The 15,552-nt window shown below is 65.6% G+C and carries 10 protein-coding genes; 3 read left to right on the forward strand and 7 right to left on the reverse strand.

Translation table 11 applies throughout. The annotated features are described in order from the left end of the window. Positions 1-12: 12 nt before the first annotated feature. Positions 13-897, reverse strand: coding sequence for a LysR family transcriptional regulator (locus K3M67_RS16850; protein ID WP_066858994.1), 885 nt, complete (start codon positions 895-897; stop codon positions 13-15). Between the two features lie 162 nt (positions 898-1,059). Between K3M67_RS16850 and K3M67_RS16855 the strand changes: the two genes are divergently transcribed. Further along, positions 1,060-2,688 carry an N-acyl-D-amino-acid deacylase family protein gene (locus tag K3M67_RS16855; RefSeq protein ID WP_285833510.1) on the forward strand — a complete coding sequence of 543 codons (1,629 nt, stop codon included), beginning with the start codon at positions 1,060-1,062 and terminating at the stop codon, positions 2,686-2,688. A 299-nt stretch (positions 2,689-2,987) separates the two neighbouring features. After that, the gene (locus tag K3M67_RS16860; protein ID WP_285833511.1) at positions 2,988-3,998 is read left to right on the forward strand and encodes an extracellular catalytic domain type 2 short-chain-length polyhydroxyalkanoate depolymerase; all 1,011 of its coding nucleotides are present in this window, start codon (positions 2,988-2,990) and stop codon (positions 3,996-3,998) included. Between the two features lie 76 nt (positions 3,999-4,074). On the opposite strand, the gene K3M67_RS16865 is transcribed toward K3M67_RS16860, so the two are convergent. Further along, positions 4,075-6,951 carry a TonB-dependent receptor plug domain-containing protein gene (locus K3M67_RS16865; protein WP_285833512.1) on the reverse strand — a complete coding sequence of 959 codons (2,877 nt, stop codon included), beginning with the start codon at positions 6,949-6,951 and terminating at the stop codon, positions 4,075-4,077. 408 nt (positions 6,952-7,359) lie between these two features. Here K3M67_RS16865 and K3M67_RS16870 point away from each other — a divergent pair, with 408 nt between their 5' ends. Next, the gene (locus K3M67_RS16870; RefSeq protein ID WP_285833513.1) at positions 7,360-9,741 is read left to right on the forward strand and encodes a penicillin acylase family protein; all 2,382 of its coding nucleotides are present in this window, start codon (positions 7,360-7,362) and stop codon (positions 9,739-9,741) included. An 11-nt stretch (positions 9,742-9,752) separates the two neighbouring features. Here K3M67_RS16870 and dacB read toward each other — a convergent pair whose 3' ends face one another. The 5 genes from dacB to K3M67_RS16895 all read right to left on the reverse strand — a co-directional run bounded on the left by dacB (position 9,753) and on the right by K3M67_RS16895 (position 15,481). After that, a complete protein-coding gene (gene dacB, locus K3M67_RS16875; protein ID WP_285833514.1) occupies positions 9,753-11,195 on the reverse strand; it encodes a D-alanyl-D-alanine carboxypeptidase/D-alanyl-D-alanine endopeptidase in 1,443 nt (480 codons plus the stop codon). 130 nt (positions 11,196-11,325) lie between these two features. Then, positions 11,326-12,342 carry a serine hydrolase domain-containing protein gene (locus K3M67_RS16880; protein ID WP_285833515.1) on the reverse strand — a complete coding sequence of 339 codons (1,017 nt, stop codon included), beginning with the start codon at positions 12,340-12,342 and terminating at the stop codon, positions 11,326-11,328. Between the two features lie 9 nt (positions 12,343-12,351). Then, complete coding sequence (locus K3M67_RS16885; protein WP_285833516.1) at positions 12,352-13,854, reverse strand: MFS transporter; 1,503 nt, start codon at positions 13,852-13,854, stop codon at positions 12,352-12,354. After that, positions 13,854-14,585: a GntR family transcriptional regulator gene (locus K3M67_RS16890; RefSeq protein ID WP_066859001.1), complete on the reverse strand. Its 732-nt coding sequence runs from the start codon at positions 14,583-14,585 to the stop codon at positions 13,854-13,856. Before K3M67_RS16890 ends, K3M67_RS16885 begins: the two co-directional genes overlap by 1 nt. 5 nt (positions 14,586-14,590) lie before the next feature. Further along, complete coding sequence (locus K3M67_RS16895; protein ID WP_285833517.1) at positions 14,591-15,481, reverse strand: N-acetylmuramic acid 6-phosphate etherase; 891 nt, start codon at positions 15,479-15,481, stop codon at positions 14,591-14,593. Between the last annotated feature and the right edge of the window lie 71 nt (positions 15,482-15,552).

Below are 15,552 nucleotides of genomic sequence, written 5' to 3' on the forward strand. Positions count from 1 at the left end.
TATAGCCTGACGCTATAGGCTTTCGATTACCTCTGACAACAGGGCCAGAAATTCGGACGCGGTCTTGGACGGCGGACGGTTCTGGAGATAGACGGCGTTGATGTCGAAAGTGATGGCCGGCTGGAGCGGGCGGCTCGACAGACCCGGCGCGGTGGCGGCGTGGGCGGTGAAATTATCGACGATCGCCATGCCCACCCCGGCGCGGACGAGGGCGGCTGCGATATAGTAGGTGCGCGCGGACACCACCTCGTCCAGTTCGACGTCGAGACGGTTGAGTTCGCCGGAGAGGACGCGGCCGATCGGGCCGCTCTGCACCGGGCTGATGAACTTCTGGTCGCGCAGTTCCTCCAGATGGAGTCGGCCGGGCGCGTCAGGCATGTCCTCCTCGCGGTAGAGGACGACCAGTTCGCCTTCGCCGATCACCTGATGGGCGACCGGCGCGGACAGAGGTACCTCGAAGCTGATCGCGATGTCGGTTTCGCGCTCATAGAGTTTGCGCACCATTTCATCATGATGCAGCGTCTGGAGGTCGAACATGATGTCCTCATGTCCGCGCAGGAAGCGCGCTACGGCATCCGGGATCGCGCCGAGGCCCAGCGAGGGCAGGGCGGAAACGCGGAGGATCGCGCCGCGCCCATGGCGCATATTCTGCGCCGCCTGGCGCAGCGAGCGGACCCGATCCTGAATGTCTGACACTTCGGTGAAGAGCGTGCGGGCGTCCTGCGTCGGGATCAGGCGGCCCTTGGCCCGTTCGAACAGCGGCAGGCCAATCGAACGTTCCGCGTGGCGCAGTACCTTCGTCACGGCGGGTTGGGACACGTTCAGCGCGCGCGCGGCGGCGCTGACGGTGCCGTGGAGATAGACGGCGTGGAAAATTTCGATCTGGCGCAGGTTCATCGGCGCGTCCCCTTTGGCTGCGGCCCGTCCTTGCGATAACGACAGCGGCGCTGCGAGCCGCTATGACATCCGGTTATAGGCCGCGCAACACGCCGCTCTGGACGGGCGCGACTTATCGGGGCCATGTTGCCAATAAGGCTCACCTTCCAAGGACTTCGCTGTATGCCCTCGTCTGTCGTTCTCCGCCGCCTTCGGACGCTACTGCTAGCGGGGGGACTGGCGGCCGGAACAGCGGTGGCAGGCCCGGCACCGGGCGAGAAAGCCGACATCCTTATCCGAGGCGGCACCATCCATGATGGCGGCACAAGCGAACCCTATGTCGGCGATGTCGCGCTGAAGGGAGACCGGATCATCTATGTCGGCCGCGCCGCGCCCATGACGGCGGCGCAGGTGATCGACGCACGGGGCATGATCGTCGCCCCCGGCTTCATCGACGCCCATACCCATGCCGACAGCTTCATCCGCTCGCCCGACGCCGCGACGCGGGTCAATGCCGCCTGGCTGAACCAGGGGGTCAGCACCGTGATGATCGGCGTGGACGGTTTCGGCACGCCGGACGTCGGCGCGGATGCGGCGAAGCTGGAAGCGTCGGGGATCGGCACGAACATCGTGCCCTTCATCGGCTTTGGCGCGGTGCGGCAGCGGGTGTTGGGGCAGGATGCACGCCCCCCCCGGCCGAATGAACTGGACGCGATGAAGGCGCTGGTCGCCAAGGGCATGTGCGAGGGCGCAACCGGCTTTTCGGCCGGGCTTTTCTACCCGCCGCAGAGCTTCGCCAGGACGGAAGAGGTGGTGGCTGTTGCGCGGGAGGCGGCGATCCGGGGCGGCCTGTACGACACGCACCAGCGCGACGAGTCCAGCTATTCCATCGGTTTGCTGGGATCGGTGAAGGAAGCCATCGCCATCGGCCGGCAAGCGGGAATGCCGGTCCATTTCGCGCATCTCAAGGCGCTGGGCGTGGATGTGCAGGGCCAGGCGCCTGCGGTGATCGCGGAAATCGAGGCTGCGCGGAAGGCCGGGCAGGATGTGACGGCCGACCAATATCCCTGGCTGGCATCGGGATCGAGCCTGGACGCATCGCTTCTGCCGGGCTGGGCGGTGGATGGCGGCGGCACGGCGCTGGTCCGGCGGCTGGACGATCCTGCGACGCTGACGAAGATTCGGGATGAGATGCAGAATAATCTGCGGCGGCGCGGCGGTGCGAAGGCGCTGCTGTTGATCGCTCAGGGCTTCCCCTGGACCGGCCGGACGCTGGAGCAGGTGGCGGCCGAGTGGCAAGTCGATCCGCGCGATGCGGCGCTGCGCATCATTCGCCAGAGCATCGAGTCCAGCGAACCGGGAAAGAAGGGCAAGGGCACGGCCGTCGCCTCCTTCAACATGGCGCAGGCCGATGTCGACCTGCTGATGAAACAGCCCTGGGTCGTGACCTCCTCGGACGGGTCCGATGGGCACCCCCGCATGTTCGCGACCTTCCCCGAAAAATATGTCCAATATGTCCGGGACCGGAAGGTCATCAGCCTCCAGGCCTTCGTTCGTCAGTCGACGGGATTGACTGCAGACATCTACAAGCTCGACCGTCGCGGCTATCTGAAGCCGGGCTATCATGCCGATGTGGTGGTGATCGACCCCGCCCATTATGCCCCGCGCGCGGACTATGTGCATCCGCGCGAACTGAGCGTGGGCGTAGCCAGGCTGTTCGTGAACGGCCAGTTGGCGGTCAGCGACAGCCAGGCGACCGGCGCGGCGGCGGGTCGGGCATCGCTGCGGCCTCGGCCGACGGCCTGCCCTTGAGGGTGTGAAATCACTCAACAACGGTCGGTAAAGTTTTAGCAAGGGTGGCACGATTGCCGGGGCTGCGGCGGAGCCGATACCTATCCCCCACCCTGCAAATAAATTGCGACCCATTGTACCCATTTCCGGCACATCCTCGTGCCTTATCCATAATTAACCCCGATTCGGAATATTTCATATCCTGCTCGCAACGATTCTGTGCGAAAAGGATGGAAGAATATTCATAAGAAACGGATGTGAGAGGGCGTGAAGGGCGATTCGTCTATTCATGAAAATTTATAGATATTTAGGAGGCAATCATGCGTATTGGCCGACTAACCCTGTCGTTTCTTTCGATTTTCGTTCTCCTTGCTCCGCAAGGTGTATCCGCTGCGGAAAAACTGCCCGCACTGGGCGCCGATCCAGCCCGAATTTCGATTTCGGGCCTGTCGTCCGGCGCCTTCATGGCGGTGCAATATGATGTCGCCTTCTCCGCCAGCACCATCGGCGTGGGCGTGGTTGCTGGCGGTCCCTATAATTGCGTCTATGTCAATCTGGGCGGAATCTACACCTGCATGCAGGGGGCGCCTGTCGGGCAATCGTCCTACCAGGCTGCGGTCGGCTTTGCCGGCCTGGGTCAGATTGATCCGGTCAATCACATTGCCGGTCAGAAAATCTATCTGTTCAGTGGCACCCAGGACACTACCGTCAGGCAATCGGTGATGGACGCGGTGCATGATTTTTATCGAGCGGCGAACGTGCCGGCGAGCAGCATCCAATATGTCAAGGGAACCGCGGCCGGCCATGCGTTCATCTCGGACGATTTCGGCAATGGCTGCGCCATCACCCAGGCGCCGTTCGTCAACGAATGCACCGTGGCCGGCGCGCTCTACGACCAGCCGGCGGCGATCCTGACTCAGATCTACGGGCCGCTGAAACCCAAGGCCGCGAGCCTGTCGTCCTCGCCGATAGCGTTCGATCAGGCTCAGTTCGCCGGTGCGCTGAGCGGCATGGCGCCCTCGGGCTATCTCTATGTCCCCAAAAGCTGCCAGCAAAGCGCCGCGAAATGCGCGGTGCATGTCGTTTTCCATGGCTGCCTCCAGAGCGCGGACGCGGTCGGCGACGCAGTCTATGGCAAGCTGGGTTATAATGAATGGGCGGATAGCAACGGCATCATCATCCTCTATCCGCAGGTCGACAAGAGCAGCATTCCCTTCAATCCGCAGGGGTGCTGGGACTGGTGGGGCTATAGTGGGCTGAACTTCCAGACGAAGGGCGGCGCGCAGCTTTCGGCGGTCCACGCCATGGTCCAGCAACTGGTCAGCCAATAGCATCCGCGACATTGGCCGACGAAAAAGGGGGTGGAGAGGCCTATTGCTCCTCCACCCCCTTGTCCTTTGCCTCGCTTCAGTTGGTCTTGAAGCGCACGCCCACGCGGAAGGCGCGACCCAACAGGTCGCTGAAGGTCGAATTGGCCGACAGGCCGCTTTCTGGCAGCAGGATCGGATCCTTGTCGAACAGGTTGGTGATGTTGAAGAACAACTGACCGTCGGACCCGCCAACCTTGATCTTCGCGGTGAAGTTGAGGTCGGTGTAGAATGTACCGTCGATATGGTTGCTGTTGATCGTCGGATTGGCCGCGGTGCTGGTCGGGCAGGCCGACGTGCAGACGACATAGGTGTTGTTGTAGGTCCCCGAACTGACGCCGCGCCCGACCGCGGTGATCGAGTAGCTCGGCGTGTCGAAGGTCGCCGACAGGCGGAAGATCCACTCCGGCGTGCCGCTGGTCTGCCCGCTATTCTGGCCGACCGTGTCGACCGCCACAGACACGCCGTTGTCGACGAGGTTTTCCAGATAGTTGGTCGCGGTGCCGCGCAAGGTCAGGTTGCTGGAACTGCTGTTGAATATCTGGTCGAGCGGGACGCGGTAGCTGGCTTCATAGTCGATGCCGCGCACCTTGACCTTGGCGAAGTTGAAGGGGCTGGCCGAAACGAAATAGTCGCGCACGCCATCCGGATCGGGGACGATGGCATCGCAGAAGGATTGCAGTCCTTCGGTGCAGCGGCGGGCGATGTCGTCGGCGAAGAACTGGCTGATCGCATCTGACACCTTGGTGCGGAACCAGTCGACCGAAAAGGAGAATCCCGGCAGGAAGCGGGGTTGCAGCACGGCGCCGAGCGTCAGCGTATCGGCCTTTTCCGGCTTCAGCGCCAGATTTCCGGTAGTCAGTTCGCGGAAGGTCGCGCCGGCATATTGGCCATAAGCCGACCCGGTGCTGAATGTGTTGGTGCGCGACGTGCCCGACTGGAACAGTTCGTTGAGGTTGGGCGCGCGAATGTCGCGTGAGCGGGTGCCGCGCAGGCGAATGTCGTCGATCGGCTGCCAGGTCAGGCCGGCCTTCCAGGTCGTCACCGTGCCGGAGGTGGAATAATCGGTCATGCGCGCCGCGCCGTTGAATTCCGCGCCCAGGCCCAGGGGCACGACCGTTTCCAGATAGGCTTCCTTGACATTGTAGCTGCCGAAGGTGGGACGGAAATTGCCGACCGACCAGCCGCTCTGATATTCGATCGGGACATAGCCCGAAACCTCTTCCTTGCGATATTCGCCGCCCACTGCGACGCTGACATCGCCGGCCCAGGTGGCAAAGGGCGTCATGGACAGGTTGACGCCCGCCACCGTCTGCTTGAACCGTTGGTCGCGATAGGGATCGCCCAGCACCCATTCGACCGCCGCCGGATTCGCGACGCCGACGCCGAGGCGGTTCAGCGGAATGCAGCCATTGGTCGGGCTGGTCAGGGTGGACCGGCAGACGATCGTGCCCGCCGCCACGCCCAGCGCATTGCCCGCCGGGGCGAACACGGCGTCGGTCGCCAGGGCCAGGCGCGACGTGTTCATGATGTCGCGCAGCAGTTCATGCGTGTCGGTCTGGCCATATTGGGCATAGGCATCCCATATCGCCTTGTTGCCGAACATCTGGAATTCACCGCCCGCACCGATGGTGTAGCGCTGCACCTCGCGGCTGCTGTTGTTCTTGCGATAGGGCATATCGGCTGCCGACGTGCCCAGCGTGACGTTCGTCACGCCCGCCAGCGCGGCGCTGCCCAGCGCCTGGATCAGATAGGCATTGTCGGCGGTCAGGGTGAAGGTCGCCGCCTGCGGCCCGGAATTGAACAGCGTCTTGTTCCAGTTGTAGGACGCTTCGCCATAGACCCCGATCCAGTCGGCCAGTTCGTAGCTGAGGCGGCCATAGACGCCGCGCCGATCGTCCGTGGCATCGAGGCCGATGCGACGCGATGTGTCGTTGATCGCCCAGTCGCCGCCGACCGTCTGCGAACTGTCGGTCAGCGAACCGAACTGATATTGCCGCGCGACGCCGCCTTGGTCGAAATAGGTGCCGCGCAGCGCTGTCGATCCGCCGACCTGCGAGCGGATGATGCTGCCGGGCGTGGCGTTCCATGTGCCCGCGCCGCGAACCACCAGATTGGCCGGGCCGCCAGCGGCAATGGCGGCTGCGGTATTCGCCACGGTCCGATACCCTAGCTGGTTCCAGTCGCGATCCACTTCGAAAATGCCGTCGCGATGGGCATATTCGCCAGCCAGAAGGATGCGGCCGCGCCCGCCGGCGAAGCTCTTGCCCACCGCGCCGGAGAAGCTGTAGTTGAAGCCGTCACCCTTGTCGGTGATGCCGCTGTCGGCCTCCACCTTGAGGCCTTCGAACGTCTTGTCGAGCACATAGTTGACGACGCCGGCGACGGCGTCGGAGCCATAGGCGGCCGAAGCGCCGCCGGTCACGATCTCGACGCTCTTCACCAGCGACTGGGGGAAGGTGTTGATATCGACCAGCCCGGTGATGGTCGATCCGACCGAGCGGCGGCCGTCGAGCAGCACGAGCGTACGCACCTCACCCAGATTGCGAAGGTTCATCGTGTTGACGCCCGCCAGACCCGAACTGATCGCGAGCCGTGAGTTGGACGGACGGGTGCTGCCCGCCAGCGCCGGGATCTGATTGACAAAGTCGGCGATATTATTGGTCGGCGACTGGTTCTCTATGTCCTCCTGCGTCATGACTGTCAGAGGGGTAGGAGACTGGAAGCCGTTGCGGATGATGCGAGTGCCGGTGACGACGATCTGGCTGTCGGGCGCATCCGCTTCGACGCCCTGCTGCGGGGCGGCCGAATCCTGCGCCAGGGCGGGCGCGCCATGGACCAGAGCCAGCGCGGTCATCGCCAGACCAAGGCCGTGCGAGCGGCCGAACGACCGACGAATTCGCCTGAAATCACGCATGTACAGAACCCCCTTGTCACGGGACAGGGCTGCGCGCAGTGATTGCACGCGCGGCGTCAGAGCGCCGATCTGGCCCGACCCTTCCCTTCACCACATGACCGCAGGGCGGGCTCAAGCCTTCTGCCGATCCCCGCCCTGCCGTCATCACGATCCCCGCCGCGCCCCTCACTTGACGGGGGCAGACGCCGGTTCCATGACGGGGAGGTTACAGGGTGGTCGCGGCTGGTCAATAGATTTGGTATTACTTTGATCGTATAAAGGTATAGCCTGAGGGAATGGCGGCGAACCGCAACGGCCATCACGCTGGTTGATAGCTTGCAGTTATGGGCGCTGGGCGGCTTGCTATATGTGCGGCCGGCCATCCTGCGATAATCGTCGCATAACAATCCCCTAGTCAAGGAGGCTGAGTTGATTCAGCGTCGAGCGTTTCTTCTGGCCTCCGTGGCCGCCCTGGCCCTGCCGGGCAAGGTGATGGCGAAGTCGCTGGTAAAGGGCGGCAAGGCCTCGCAGCTCAGGGCGAAAGGGGCGAGGGCGCCGATCGAGATCATCGAGGACGAGCTGGGCGTGCCCCATGTGCGGGCACGGTCGCCGCATGACGCCTATTTCGGGCAAGGCTATCTGGTGGCGCGCGACCGGCTGTTCCAGATCGACATGGAGTATCGCCGCGACATGGGGCGCATGGCCGAAGCCTTCGGCCCACGTTTCGTGGCGGCGGACAAGGCGGCGCGGCTGTTCCTCTATCGCGGCGACATTGACGCGGAACTGGCGGCATTGCCGCCCGGCGTGCTGGACTGTGCAAAGGGCTATGTCGCCGGCGTGAATGCGCGGATCTCCGAACTGGCGGCCGATCCGACGCAACTGCCGCTCGAATATGGGATATTGAACCTTCAGCCGCTGCGCTGGGACGTGCGCGACCTGGTGCGCAACAGGGGCATCGGCATGGGCGATGCCGATGATGAGGTGCGCCGCGCGCAGATGCAGGCGCTAGGGCTGCTGGATGCGGATCAGTTGATGGCGCCGCTGCGCCCGGCCTGGTCATTCACCGTGCCGGAGGGGCTGGACTGCGCTGCGGTGAGCGATGCGGATTTGGGAATATTGGACCCATCGGCGCGGCCCGTGCCCTTTGACGCCATCCAGGAGGCATCGCTCGATCGTGCCGAGCGCCGCGCCGATCGTTTTGCCCAGGGCAGCAATGCCTGGACGATCGCGCCGTCCCGCAGCGCGACCGGGCGACCGATCCTTGCCAACGATCCGCATCTGGGCATCGGCGGATTCAGTCCCCGCCACATGGTCCATCTGACCGCGCCGGGGCTGGACGTGATCGGTGCGGGGGCACCCGGCCTGCCGGGCATCATGCAGGGGCACACGGATCGCTTCGCCTTCGGCCGGACCAATTTCCACATCGACCAGACAGACCTGTTCATCCTGCGCACCGACGAGGACGATCCGGAGCGATACTGGCACAAGGGGCGATGGAGGCGGTTCGAGACGTTCGAGGACGAGATTGCGGTCAAGGACGGGCCGGCGCAGCGCGTGAGCTTGCGTTATGCACAGGGGCGGCCAATCGTGGCGCAGGACGCAGCGCGCCAGCGGGCCAGCGCATTCGCCACGGTCAGCATGTTGCCCGGCGCCAACATGCGCTTCGCGATCATCGCGATCAACCTGGCGAGGGACTGGACGTCGCTGCGGCAGGCGTTCAAAATCCATGTGTCGCCGACCAATTTCCATTATGCCGATGTGGACGGCAATACCGGGTGGCAGACGATCGGCTTCACCCCCCGGCGGCCCCGGCATGACGGGCTGTTCCCGGCGCCGGGCGACGGCGATTTCGACTGGACGGGCATCATGCCGGTCGAGGAGATGCCCCATGTATACAACCCCAAGGAAGGCTGGTTCGCGTCGGCCAACCAGTTGAACATCCCTCCCGACTATCCCCACGCCAGCAACGTCATCAGCTTCGACTGGAGCGACCCCTTCCGCTACGACCGCATTTCCGACGTGCTGCGCAGCCAGCCCAGGCATCGCATCGAGGACAGCATCGCGCTCCAGCATGATGTTCGGTCGCTTCCGGCGCGCGCGCTCGTGAAGCTGATCCCGGACAAGCTGCTGCCGGAGGCCGCTCCGGCCGCAGCGATGCTCAAGCGCTGGGATTGCGGGCTGGAGGCCGACAGCGCGGCAGCCCTGCTTTATGAAATGGTGATGCCGGAATTGCAGGCGGGCTTCCGCGATCTCGTCGTGCCCGCCGCCGCGCGAGAGTTCATACCGTCGGTCAACCTGTTCGAGATGCTGCGTATTCTCGCGACACCGGACAAGCGCCTCGGTCCGGTGCCGAATCTGGCGCGCGACGCGCTGATCGAGCGGTCGCTGGTGGCGGGTTGGAACAAGGCGCTGGAGCAGGGCGGTCCCGATCCGGCGCAATGGCGCTGGGGCGACCTGCACCGGGTCACGATCGCCCATCCGCTCTCGTCGCTGCCGGGGATCGGTGCGGCCTTCCCCAAAATCGACGGCGGCCGGTCGGGCGGCGACGGTTATACGCCGATGGCGCGTGGGTTCAATGGGAAGCGGGGCTATCAGGTGTCGCACGGTGCCAGCTATCTGCTGGTGGCGGATGTCGGCGCGTGGGACAATAGCCGCTTCCTGCTGCTGCCCGGCCAGTCGGGCGACCCTCGCTCGGCGCGCTATCGCGACTTCTATCCGCGCTGGGTGGCGGGCGAGATGCAGCCGCTCTGGTTCAGCCGGGAGGCGGTGGATCGACACGCGGCCGGGCGGATGGAGATTGTGCCGGCGTGATCTGACGAGGGTCAGAACGCCCCGGCAATCTCCACCAATATGCGGTCGACGGCGTCGCTGGCCTGCGCATCGGTGCCGTCGGGCATGTCGTTCGCGAGCGCGGAAAAGACCAGCGTCCGGCCGCTTTTCGTCACCAGATAGCCCGACAGTGCGCGTGACGCGTTGAGCGAGCCGGTCTTGGCGAACAGCCTGCCTTCCAGCGTCGTACCCTTGAACCGGTTACGCAACGTCCCGTCCTGCCCGGCTATGGGCAGCGTCTCGCGCCAGGCCATGCCCCAGGGTTGACGCGCAATCCATGCCAGCAAGGTAACGGCGGCGCGCGGGGTCATACGGTTGTAGGAGGACATCCCCGAGCCGTCGGCGAAGCTGTAGCTGCCTTCGGTCAGGCCCGCCTGCGCCATCAGCCGGTGCAGCGCAGCCTGTCCATCAGAGATCGAGCCGCTGCCCGTCGCGCGCGACACACGGCGCAGCATCAACTCGGCGTGCAGATTCTGGCTCTGCTTGTTGATGATACGCATGTCGTCGGCCAGCGGCAGGGCGGGAAGCTGGGCCACCATATCCGGTGCGGGCGGCCGGGCAGCGGGCGCGCCCTTGCGGATCGTCGGGTCATCGGCAGGCGCAAGCGGGCGATGGCGGGTCTGGATATCGCCGTCGACGCGCACGCCGCGGGCACGGAGCAGTTCGCTCAGGCGCCAGGCGGCATGATGCGCGGGATCGTCGACACCGAAATGGAGCGAAACGGGCTGCGCCTCCGCACCGATCGTGCCGGTCAGACGCAGGAGGCGGCTGTTGGGCGCGCGGTCGGCGACGATCGCCGCGACCTTGCCTGGGACGGTCGTGATGCGATTGTCGATCGCATAATAAGTGGACGCCTTAATCGCCGGACGAGCGCCGATTGCACCGGGGATCACTGTGGCGGCTAATTCATTGTCGTCCAGCGTGAGCGCGGAAATGCCGGTGCCATAACGCGACTGGATATTGTTCCAGCTCATTCCCGGTCCCCAACGCTCATCGGGAAACCAGCTGTCGTCGCCTACGATGTGGCGGACTTGCCGGATTTTTGCGGCGATCGCATCGGCGAGCGTCTGGAGGCAGTCGCTCGCGCAATCCTCCGCGCTGGACAGGCGTGCGTCCCCGCGACCTTCCAGGATGAGATCGCCCTGCTCGATGCGGACGCCTGTCCCCTGCGCGGCTCGGTCCAGCGCCGGGAGATCCGCATAGGCCGCTGCGGTGGTGAACATCTTGGTGTTGGATGCGGGAATGAAACGCTGGTCCGGCGCGATCGCGATGATCGGCTCTCCCTCCAGCGTGGCGACCAGCAGGCCGTATCGGGCGCCGGCCGGACCCTGGGCCAATTGCCGTTCGATCCGGACCTGTAGCGGCGGCGCAGCTTCCTGCGCGGCGACACCGGTCAGGGGAAGGACGAGAGCGAGCAGGGGGAAGGCAAGGCGCATGAGGCGGACTATAGACCGCAACCAGACCGGTGAAACAGAGGCACGAAGGCCGCAACCCATAACCTGCGGCAATAAGGTGGAGAGGGGGCTTGGCGACAAATTGGCGCAGTTTCGCGCGCTTACATCCCCTTCACTGCGCCTCCCAAGCCCGGATCAGCGCGTCGCCCACCGCCGGGCGGAGGGCGAAGATGCCGCTATCGGCGTGGCGGGTGGGGTGGACGCGGTTGGTGAGCAGGGTCCAGGCGAGACCGCGTTCGAAATCGATCCAGAGGCCCGTGCCGGTAAAGCCGGTGTGGCCGATGGTTTCGGCTGAGCAGGCGTCGCCCCCCGACCAGCCGTCGAATGCCCGCTCCCAGCCACAGGTGCGGTGCCCTTCCTGCGCCGTCCGGGCCTCCGCCAGCATCGCTGGGGACAGGATCGATCCGTCGACCATCGCCCGGGCAAAGCCGAGTACGCCATCGACCGTGCCGAACAGCCCGGCGTGGCCCGGTGCCCCGCCGAGCGCGAACGCGTTTTCGTCATGCACCTCGCCCTTCAGCACCCGGCCGCGCCAGCTGCACGCTTCGGTTGCGACGGCGGGGCCGGGGGGCGGCCCGTAGGACAGGCCTTCACCCAGCGGCCATGCGGAAAGCGGCGCGCCAGTGATGCGCTCGATCGCGATGCCGAGCAGGATGAAGTTGATGTCGGAATAGACCGGCGGGCCATGGCGCCATTCCCGTTGCAGGACGAAGGCACGCAGCCGGGCGGGATCGTCGCCATAGGTGTAGATGGGCTCGACCGCCGGCAGGAAGCTGCGGTGGGCAAGGCAATCGCGGAAGGTCAGTCTGCGTTCCGCGGCGTTCGCCACATCATATTGGCGCAGGTCAGGGATGGCATCGGTCAGCGGCCGGTCAAGGTTGAGCCGGCCCTGCTCCGCCAGGTGCAGGATCATGGTGGTGGTGGCGATCACCTTCGACACGGAGGCAAGGTCGAACCAGTGGTCGCGGGTCAATGGCTCCCGGTCCGGCACGATCGCCGCCGCTCCGGCGAAGCGGACGGCGCTGCGGCCATCGATGCTTACCACGCCCAGCGTCGCGCCGGGGATGCGGCCGCTGTTCACGGCGGCTGCGGCCGGGGCGAAGGCGGCTTCGCAGATTTGCTCGATCATCATTGGCCTCTAAGCAGTTCTGGCCCGAACGCGCATCACGATCGGCAGGAAGAAAATGGCGGCGAAGCTGAGCGCGCCCGACAGGATGAAGAAGCCGTCATAGCCGATCTGCTTCTGGATCGCCCCGGCCGCGCCCCCGATCAGGCGCGGCAACAGGAAGGCGAAGCCCGAAAGAAACGCATATTGGGTGCCGGGATAGCGGGGGCTGACCAGCATGGAAAGATAGACGACGAACACGGCGCCCTCCAGCCCATGGCCGAACTGGTCTACACCGGCGGCGACATAGAGGACGAAGGAGGAGGGTTCGGCATACCAGAGCCAGACGAACACCCAGTTGCCGATCGCCGACGCGCAGGCCCCTATGATGAGCGCGACCGTCATCGGAAGTCGCGCGGCGCAAAGTCCGCCCAGCGCCACGCCGGCCATGGAGCAGGTGAGCGCGACGACGCCGTCCGCCATGCTGATCTGTTCGAGACTGTAGCCCGCCGCATTCCAGAGCGGATGCGAGAGGGTGAGCGTCAGCACATCGCCCATGCGGTAGAAGGAAACGAAGGCCAGCACCGGCAGCACGGCATAGCCGTAGCGCCAGAAAATCTCGACATAGGGGGCGATGAAGCCCGGCATTTTCGAGGGGGCGTCGGCGGGCAGTCGGCGGATGCGGGGCAGGGCGATGGCGAGCGCGACAAAGGGCAGCAGCGCCACGGCCAGAACGATCGGCGTCACGTTGGTCTGGGCGGAGAAGCCCGCGCCCTGCACGGCGGAAAGAAGCGCCCAGCCGATCAGGGCGGTGGCGACGCCGGTGACGGCGAGGATGGTGAGGCTGACAAGGGTGCCGCTGGCGAGCGCGCTTGCCCGCCCCTTCGCGCCCTCCTGCTCGGGTCGCATCGCCGCGAGCATGGGGAAGGGCAGGAAGGCAGCGATGGCGATGGCCAGATAGGCCCATGTCCAGTCGGCCCAGGCCGCGACCAGCACAGCGCCGCTCCCCGCCGCGACCATGGCGCTGCGATAGCCCCAGAGATTGGCGGCGACGATCGGTCCCTGTTCGGCCTGCGTGGGCGCCAGTTCGATACGCCAGCCGTCGGCGGCGACCTCCAGCGTGGTCGTCCAGAAGGCGAGCAGAATCGCGAACAGGGCGGTGAGCGGCAGGCTCTGGTCGCTGGAGGTGAAGGCCATCGCGACCATCGAGAAGAAGATGCCGAGTTGCGACAGCATGATCCAGCCGCGCCGCCTGCCCCAGAAGCGGGAGAAGCCGGGGACGCTGTAGCGGTCCAGCAACGGCGCCCAGACGAACTTGAACGTCGGCAGCAGCGCGATCCAGGCGAAGAAGCCGATGATGACGATGTCGACGCCGTGCCGGGCGAGCCGCAGGGTTAGTACCGCGTTGAACATGTAGAAGGGCAGGCCGGCCGAAAAGCCGAGCAGCAGATAGAGGCCCAGCGTGCGCAGTGGTGGCCGCCTGGCCTGCGGTCCTTCGCCCAGATCATGTGCCTCGGCGGCGATCGTGGCGGTCATCAGCCGATTTCCTTGAGTTCGGTCACGAAGTCATAGCGGTCGCCGCGATAGACGGACCGGGTGAATTCCACCGCCCGGCCGCCGGGGATGCGGGTCAGCCGCTCGATCCGTAGCACCTCGCTATTCTGGCGGACGCTTAGCAGCCCCGCTTCGGTGGGAGTGGCGAGCGAGGCGCGGACGCGCTGGGTGCCGGAAGTGGGGCGAAAGCCGCTGCGCCCCATCGCCTCGTAGAGAGAGTCGCCGATGGTCGAGAGATCGGGCAGGCAGTCGGCGGGCACGACCGCATGTTCGATCGCCAGCGGCTCCCCGCCCGACAGCCGCACCCGGCCGAGCCGGGCGACACGGGCGGACGTGGAGATGGCGAGCATGGCGGCTTCCTCCTCGGTGGGCTGGGCGTAATTCTTCATCATCCATATGACGCCGGGATCCTCGCCGCGCGATCGGGCGTCGCTGGTGAAGCTGGAGAGGACGGAGGCGGGCGCCTCGATCCGTCGGGCCACGAAAGTGCCCGATCCCTGCTTGCGGAACAGCACGCCTTCCTCGATCAGCTGCTCGATCGCCTTGCGCACGGTGACGCGGGATATGCCGGCCATTTCGCTGAGGTCGCGCTCCGACGGCAGCGCGTTGCCGGGGGTGATGGCCCCGCTTTCGATATGATCGCGCAGGTTGCGCGCCAGTTGCAGGTAGAGCGGCGTGCCGTCCTCGCTGCGAGGAACCAGTTTTTCCCGCATCTCCGCTATCCCCCCTGTTGCACGGCCCGCATTGCGTCCGGCAGATTCTGGCCATGCGCCTCCAGCAGCCGTTGCGCCTCTTCCGCCGCTATGCCCATGGCGACAAGCACCGCCTGCTTGATGTCCTGCCCGACCGAGTCCAGCGCGCGCGCCGCCGTTCCCAGGTCGACATCGGCAATGTCGCGCACCATCGCCTGGCCGCGCAAGCGCAGCTTTTCGTTGGAGATTCGCATGTTGACCATGCGGCCGCGATAGACGAGGCCCATGCGCAGCATGATTGCGGTCGACAGCATGTTGAGCATCGCCTTCTGCGCGGTCCCGGCCTTCATCCGGGTGGAGCCGGCGACGATCTCCGTCCCGGTTTCCGCGACCAGCCCATGGTCGGCGGCGTCGAGCAGGGCGGTGCCGGCATTATTGGCGATGCCGATGGTGAGCGCCCCGGCTTCCCGCGCGGCGGCGATGGCGGCGAGCGTATAGGGGGTGCGACCGCTCGCGGCGACGCCGATCACCACATCCTGCGCGCCGATTTCAGCGGCGTGGATTTCGGCGCGCGCGGCGTCCGCATCATCTTCGGCGCCTTCGGCCGCCTCGGTCAGCGCGGCGAGGCCACCCGCCATCAGGAAGATCAGCCGTTCCTGCGGCCAGTTATAGGTCGGGTAAAGTTCCACGCCGTCCTGCACCGCGATCCGGCCGGAGGTGCCGGCGCCGACATAGACCAATCGTCCCCGCGCGCCCAATCGCAGGGCGGCGGCCTCCGCGGCCTGCGCGATCCGGCCGGTCTGCGATCCGATCGCGGCGATGGCGGCCATCTGCCCTTCCAGCATCGCCTCGACCGCGCGGATGGTCGGCCATTGGTCGATATCGACATAGCGCGGATCGATGGCTTCGGTACTCATGGATACTCCGGGACGGGGCATTGGCGCCGGCGGTGTGGTCGGTTCATCGACGAGCGGCCGGGACACGACGG

It is taken from the genome of Sphingobium sp. V4, from assembly GCF_029590555.1.
Classification (GTDB): domain Bacteria; phylum Pseudomonadota; class Alphaproteobacteria; order Sphingomonadales; family Sphingomonadaceae; genus Sphingobium.

Coding starts and splice junctions, on each gene's coding strand:
- K3M67_RS16850 (WP_066858994.1), bottom strand. CDS start 897: ATGAACCTGCGCCAGATCGAAATTTTCCACGCCGTCTATCTCCACGGC.
- K3M67_RS16855 (WP_285833510.1), top strand. CDS start 1,060: ATGCCCTCGTCTGTCGTTCTCCGCCGCCTTCGGACGCTACTGCTAGCG.
- K3M67_RS16860 (WP_285833511.1), top strand. CDS start 2,988: ATGCGTATTGGCCGACTAACCCTGTCGTTTCTTTCGATTTTCGTTCTC.
- K3M67_RS16865 (WP_285833512.1), bottom strand. CDS start 6,951: ATGCGTGATTTCAGGCGAATTCGTCGGTCGTTCGGCCGCTCGCACGGC.
- dacB (WP_285833514.1), bottom strand. CDS start 11,195: ATGCGCCTTGCCTTCCCCCTGCTCGCTCTCGTCCTTCCCCTGACCGGT.
- K3M67_RS16880 (WP_285833515.1), bottom strand. CDS start 12,342: ATGATCGAGCAAATCTGCGAAGCCGCCTTCGCCCCGGCCGCAGCCGCC.
- K3M67_RS16885 (WP_285833516.1), bottom strand. CDS start 13,854: ATGACCGCCACGATCGCCGCCGAGGCACATGATCTGGGCGAAGGACCG.
- K3M67_RS16890 (WP_066859001.1), bottom strand. CDS start 14,585: ATGCGGGAAAAACTGGTTCCTCGCAGCGAGGACGGCACGCCGCTCTAC.
- K3M67_RS16895 (WP_285833517.1), bottom strand. CDS start 15,481: ATGAGTACCGAAGCCATCGATCCGCGCTATGTCGATATCGACCAATGG.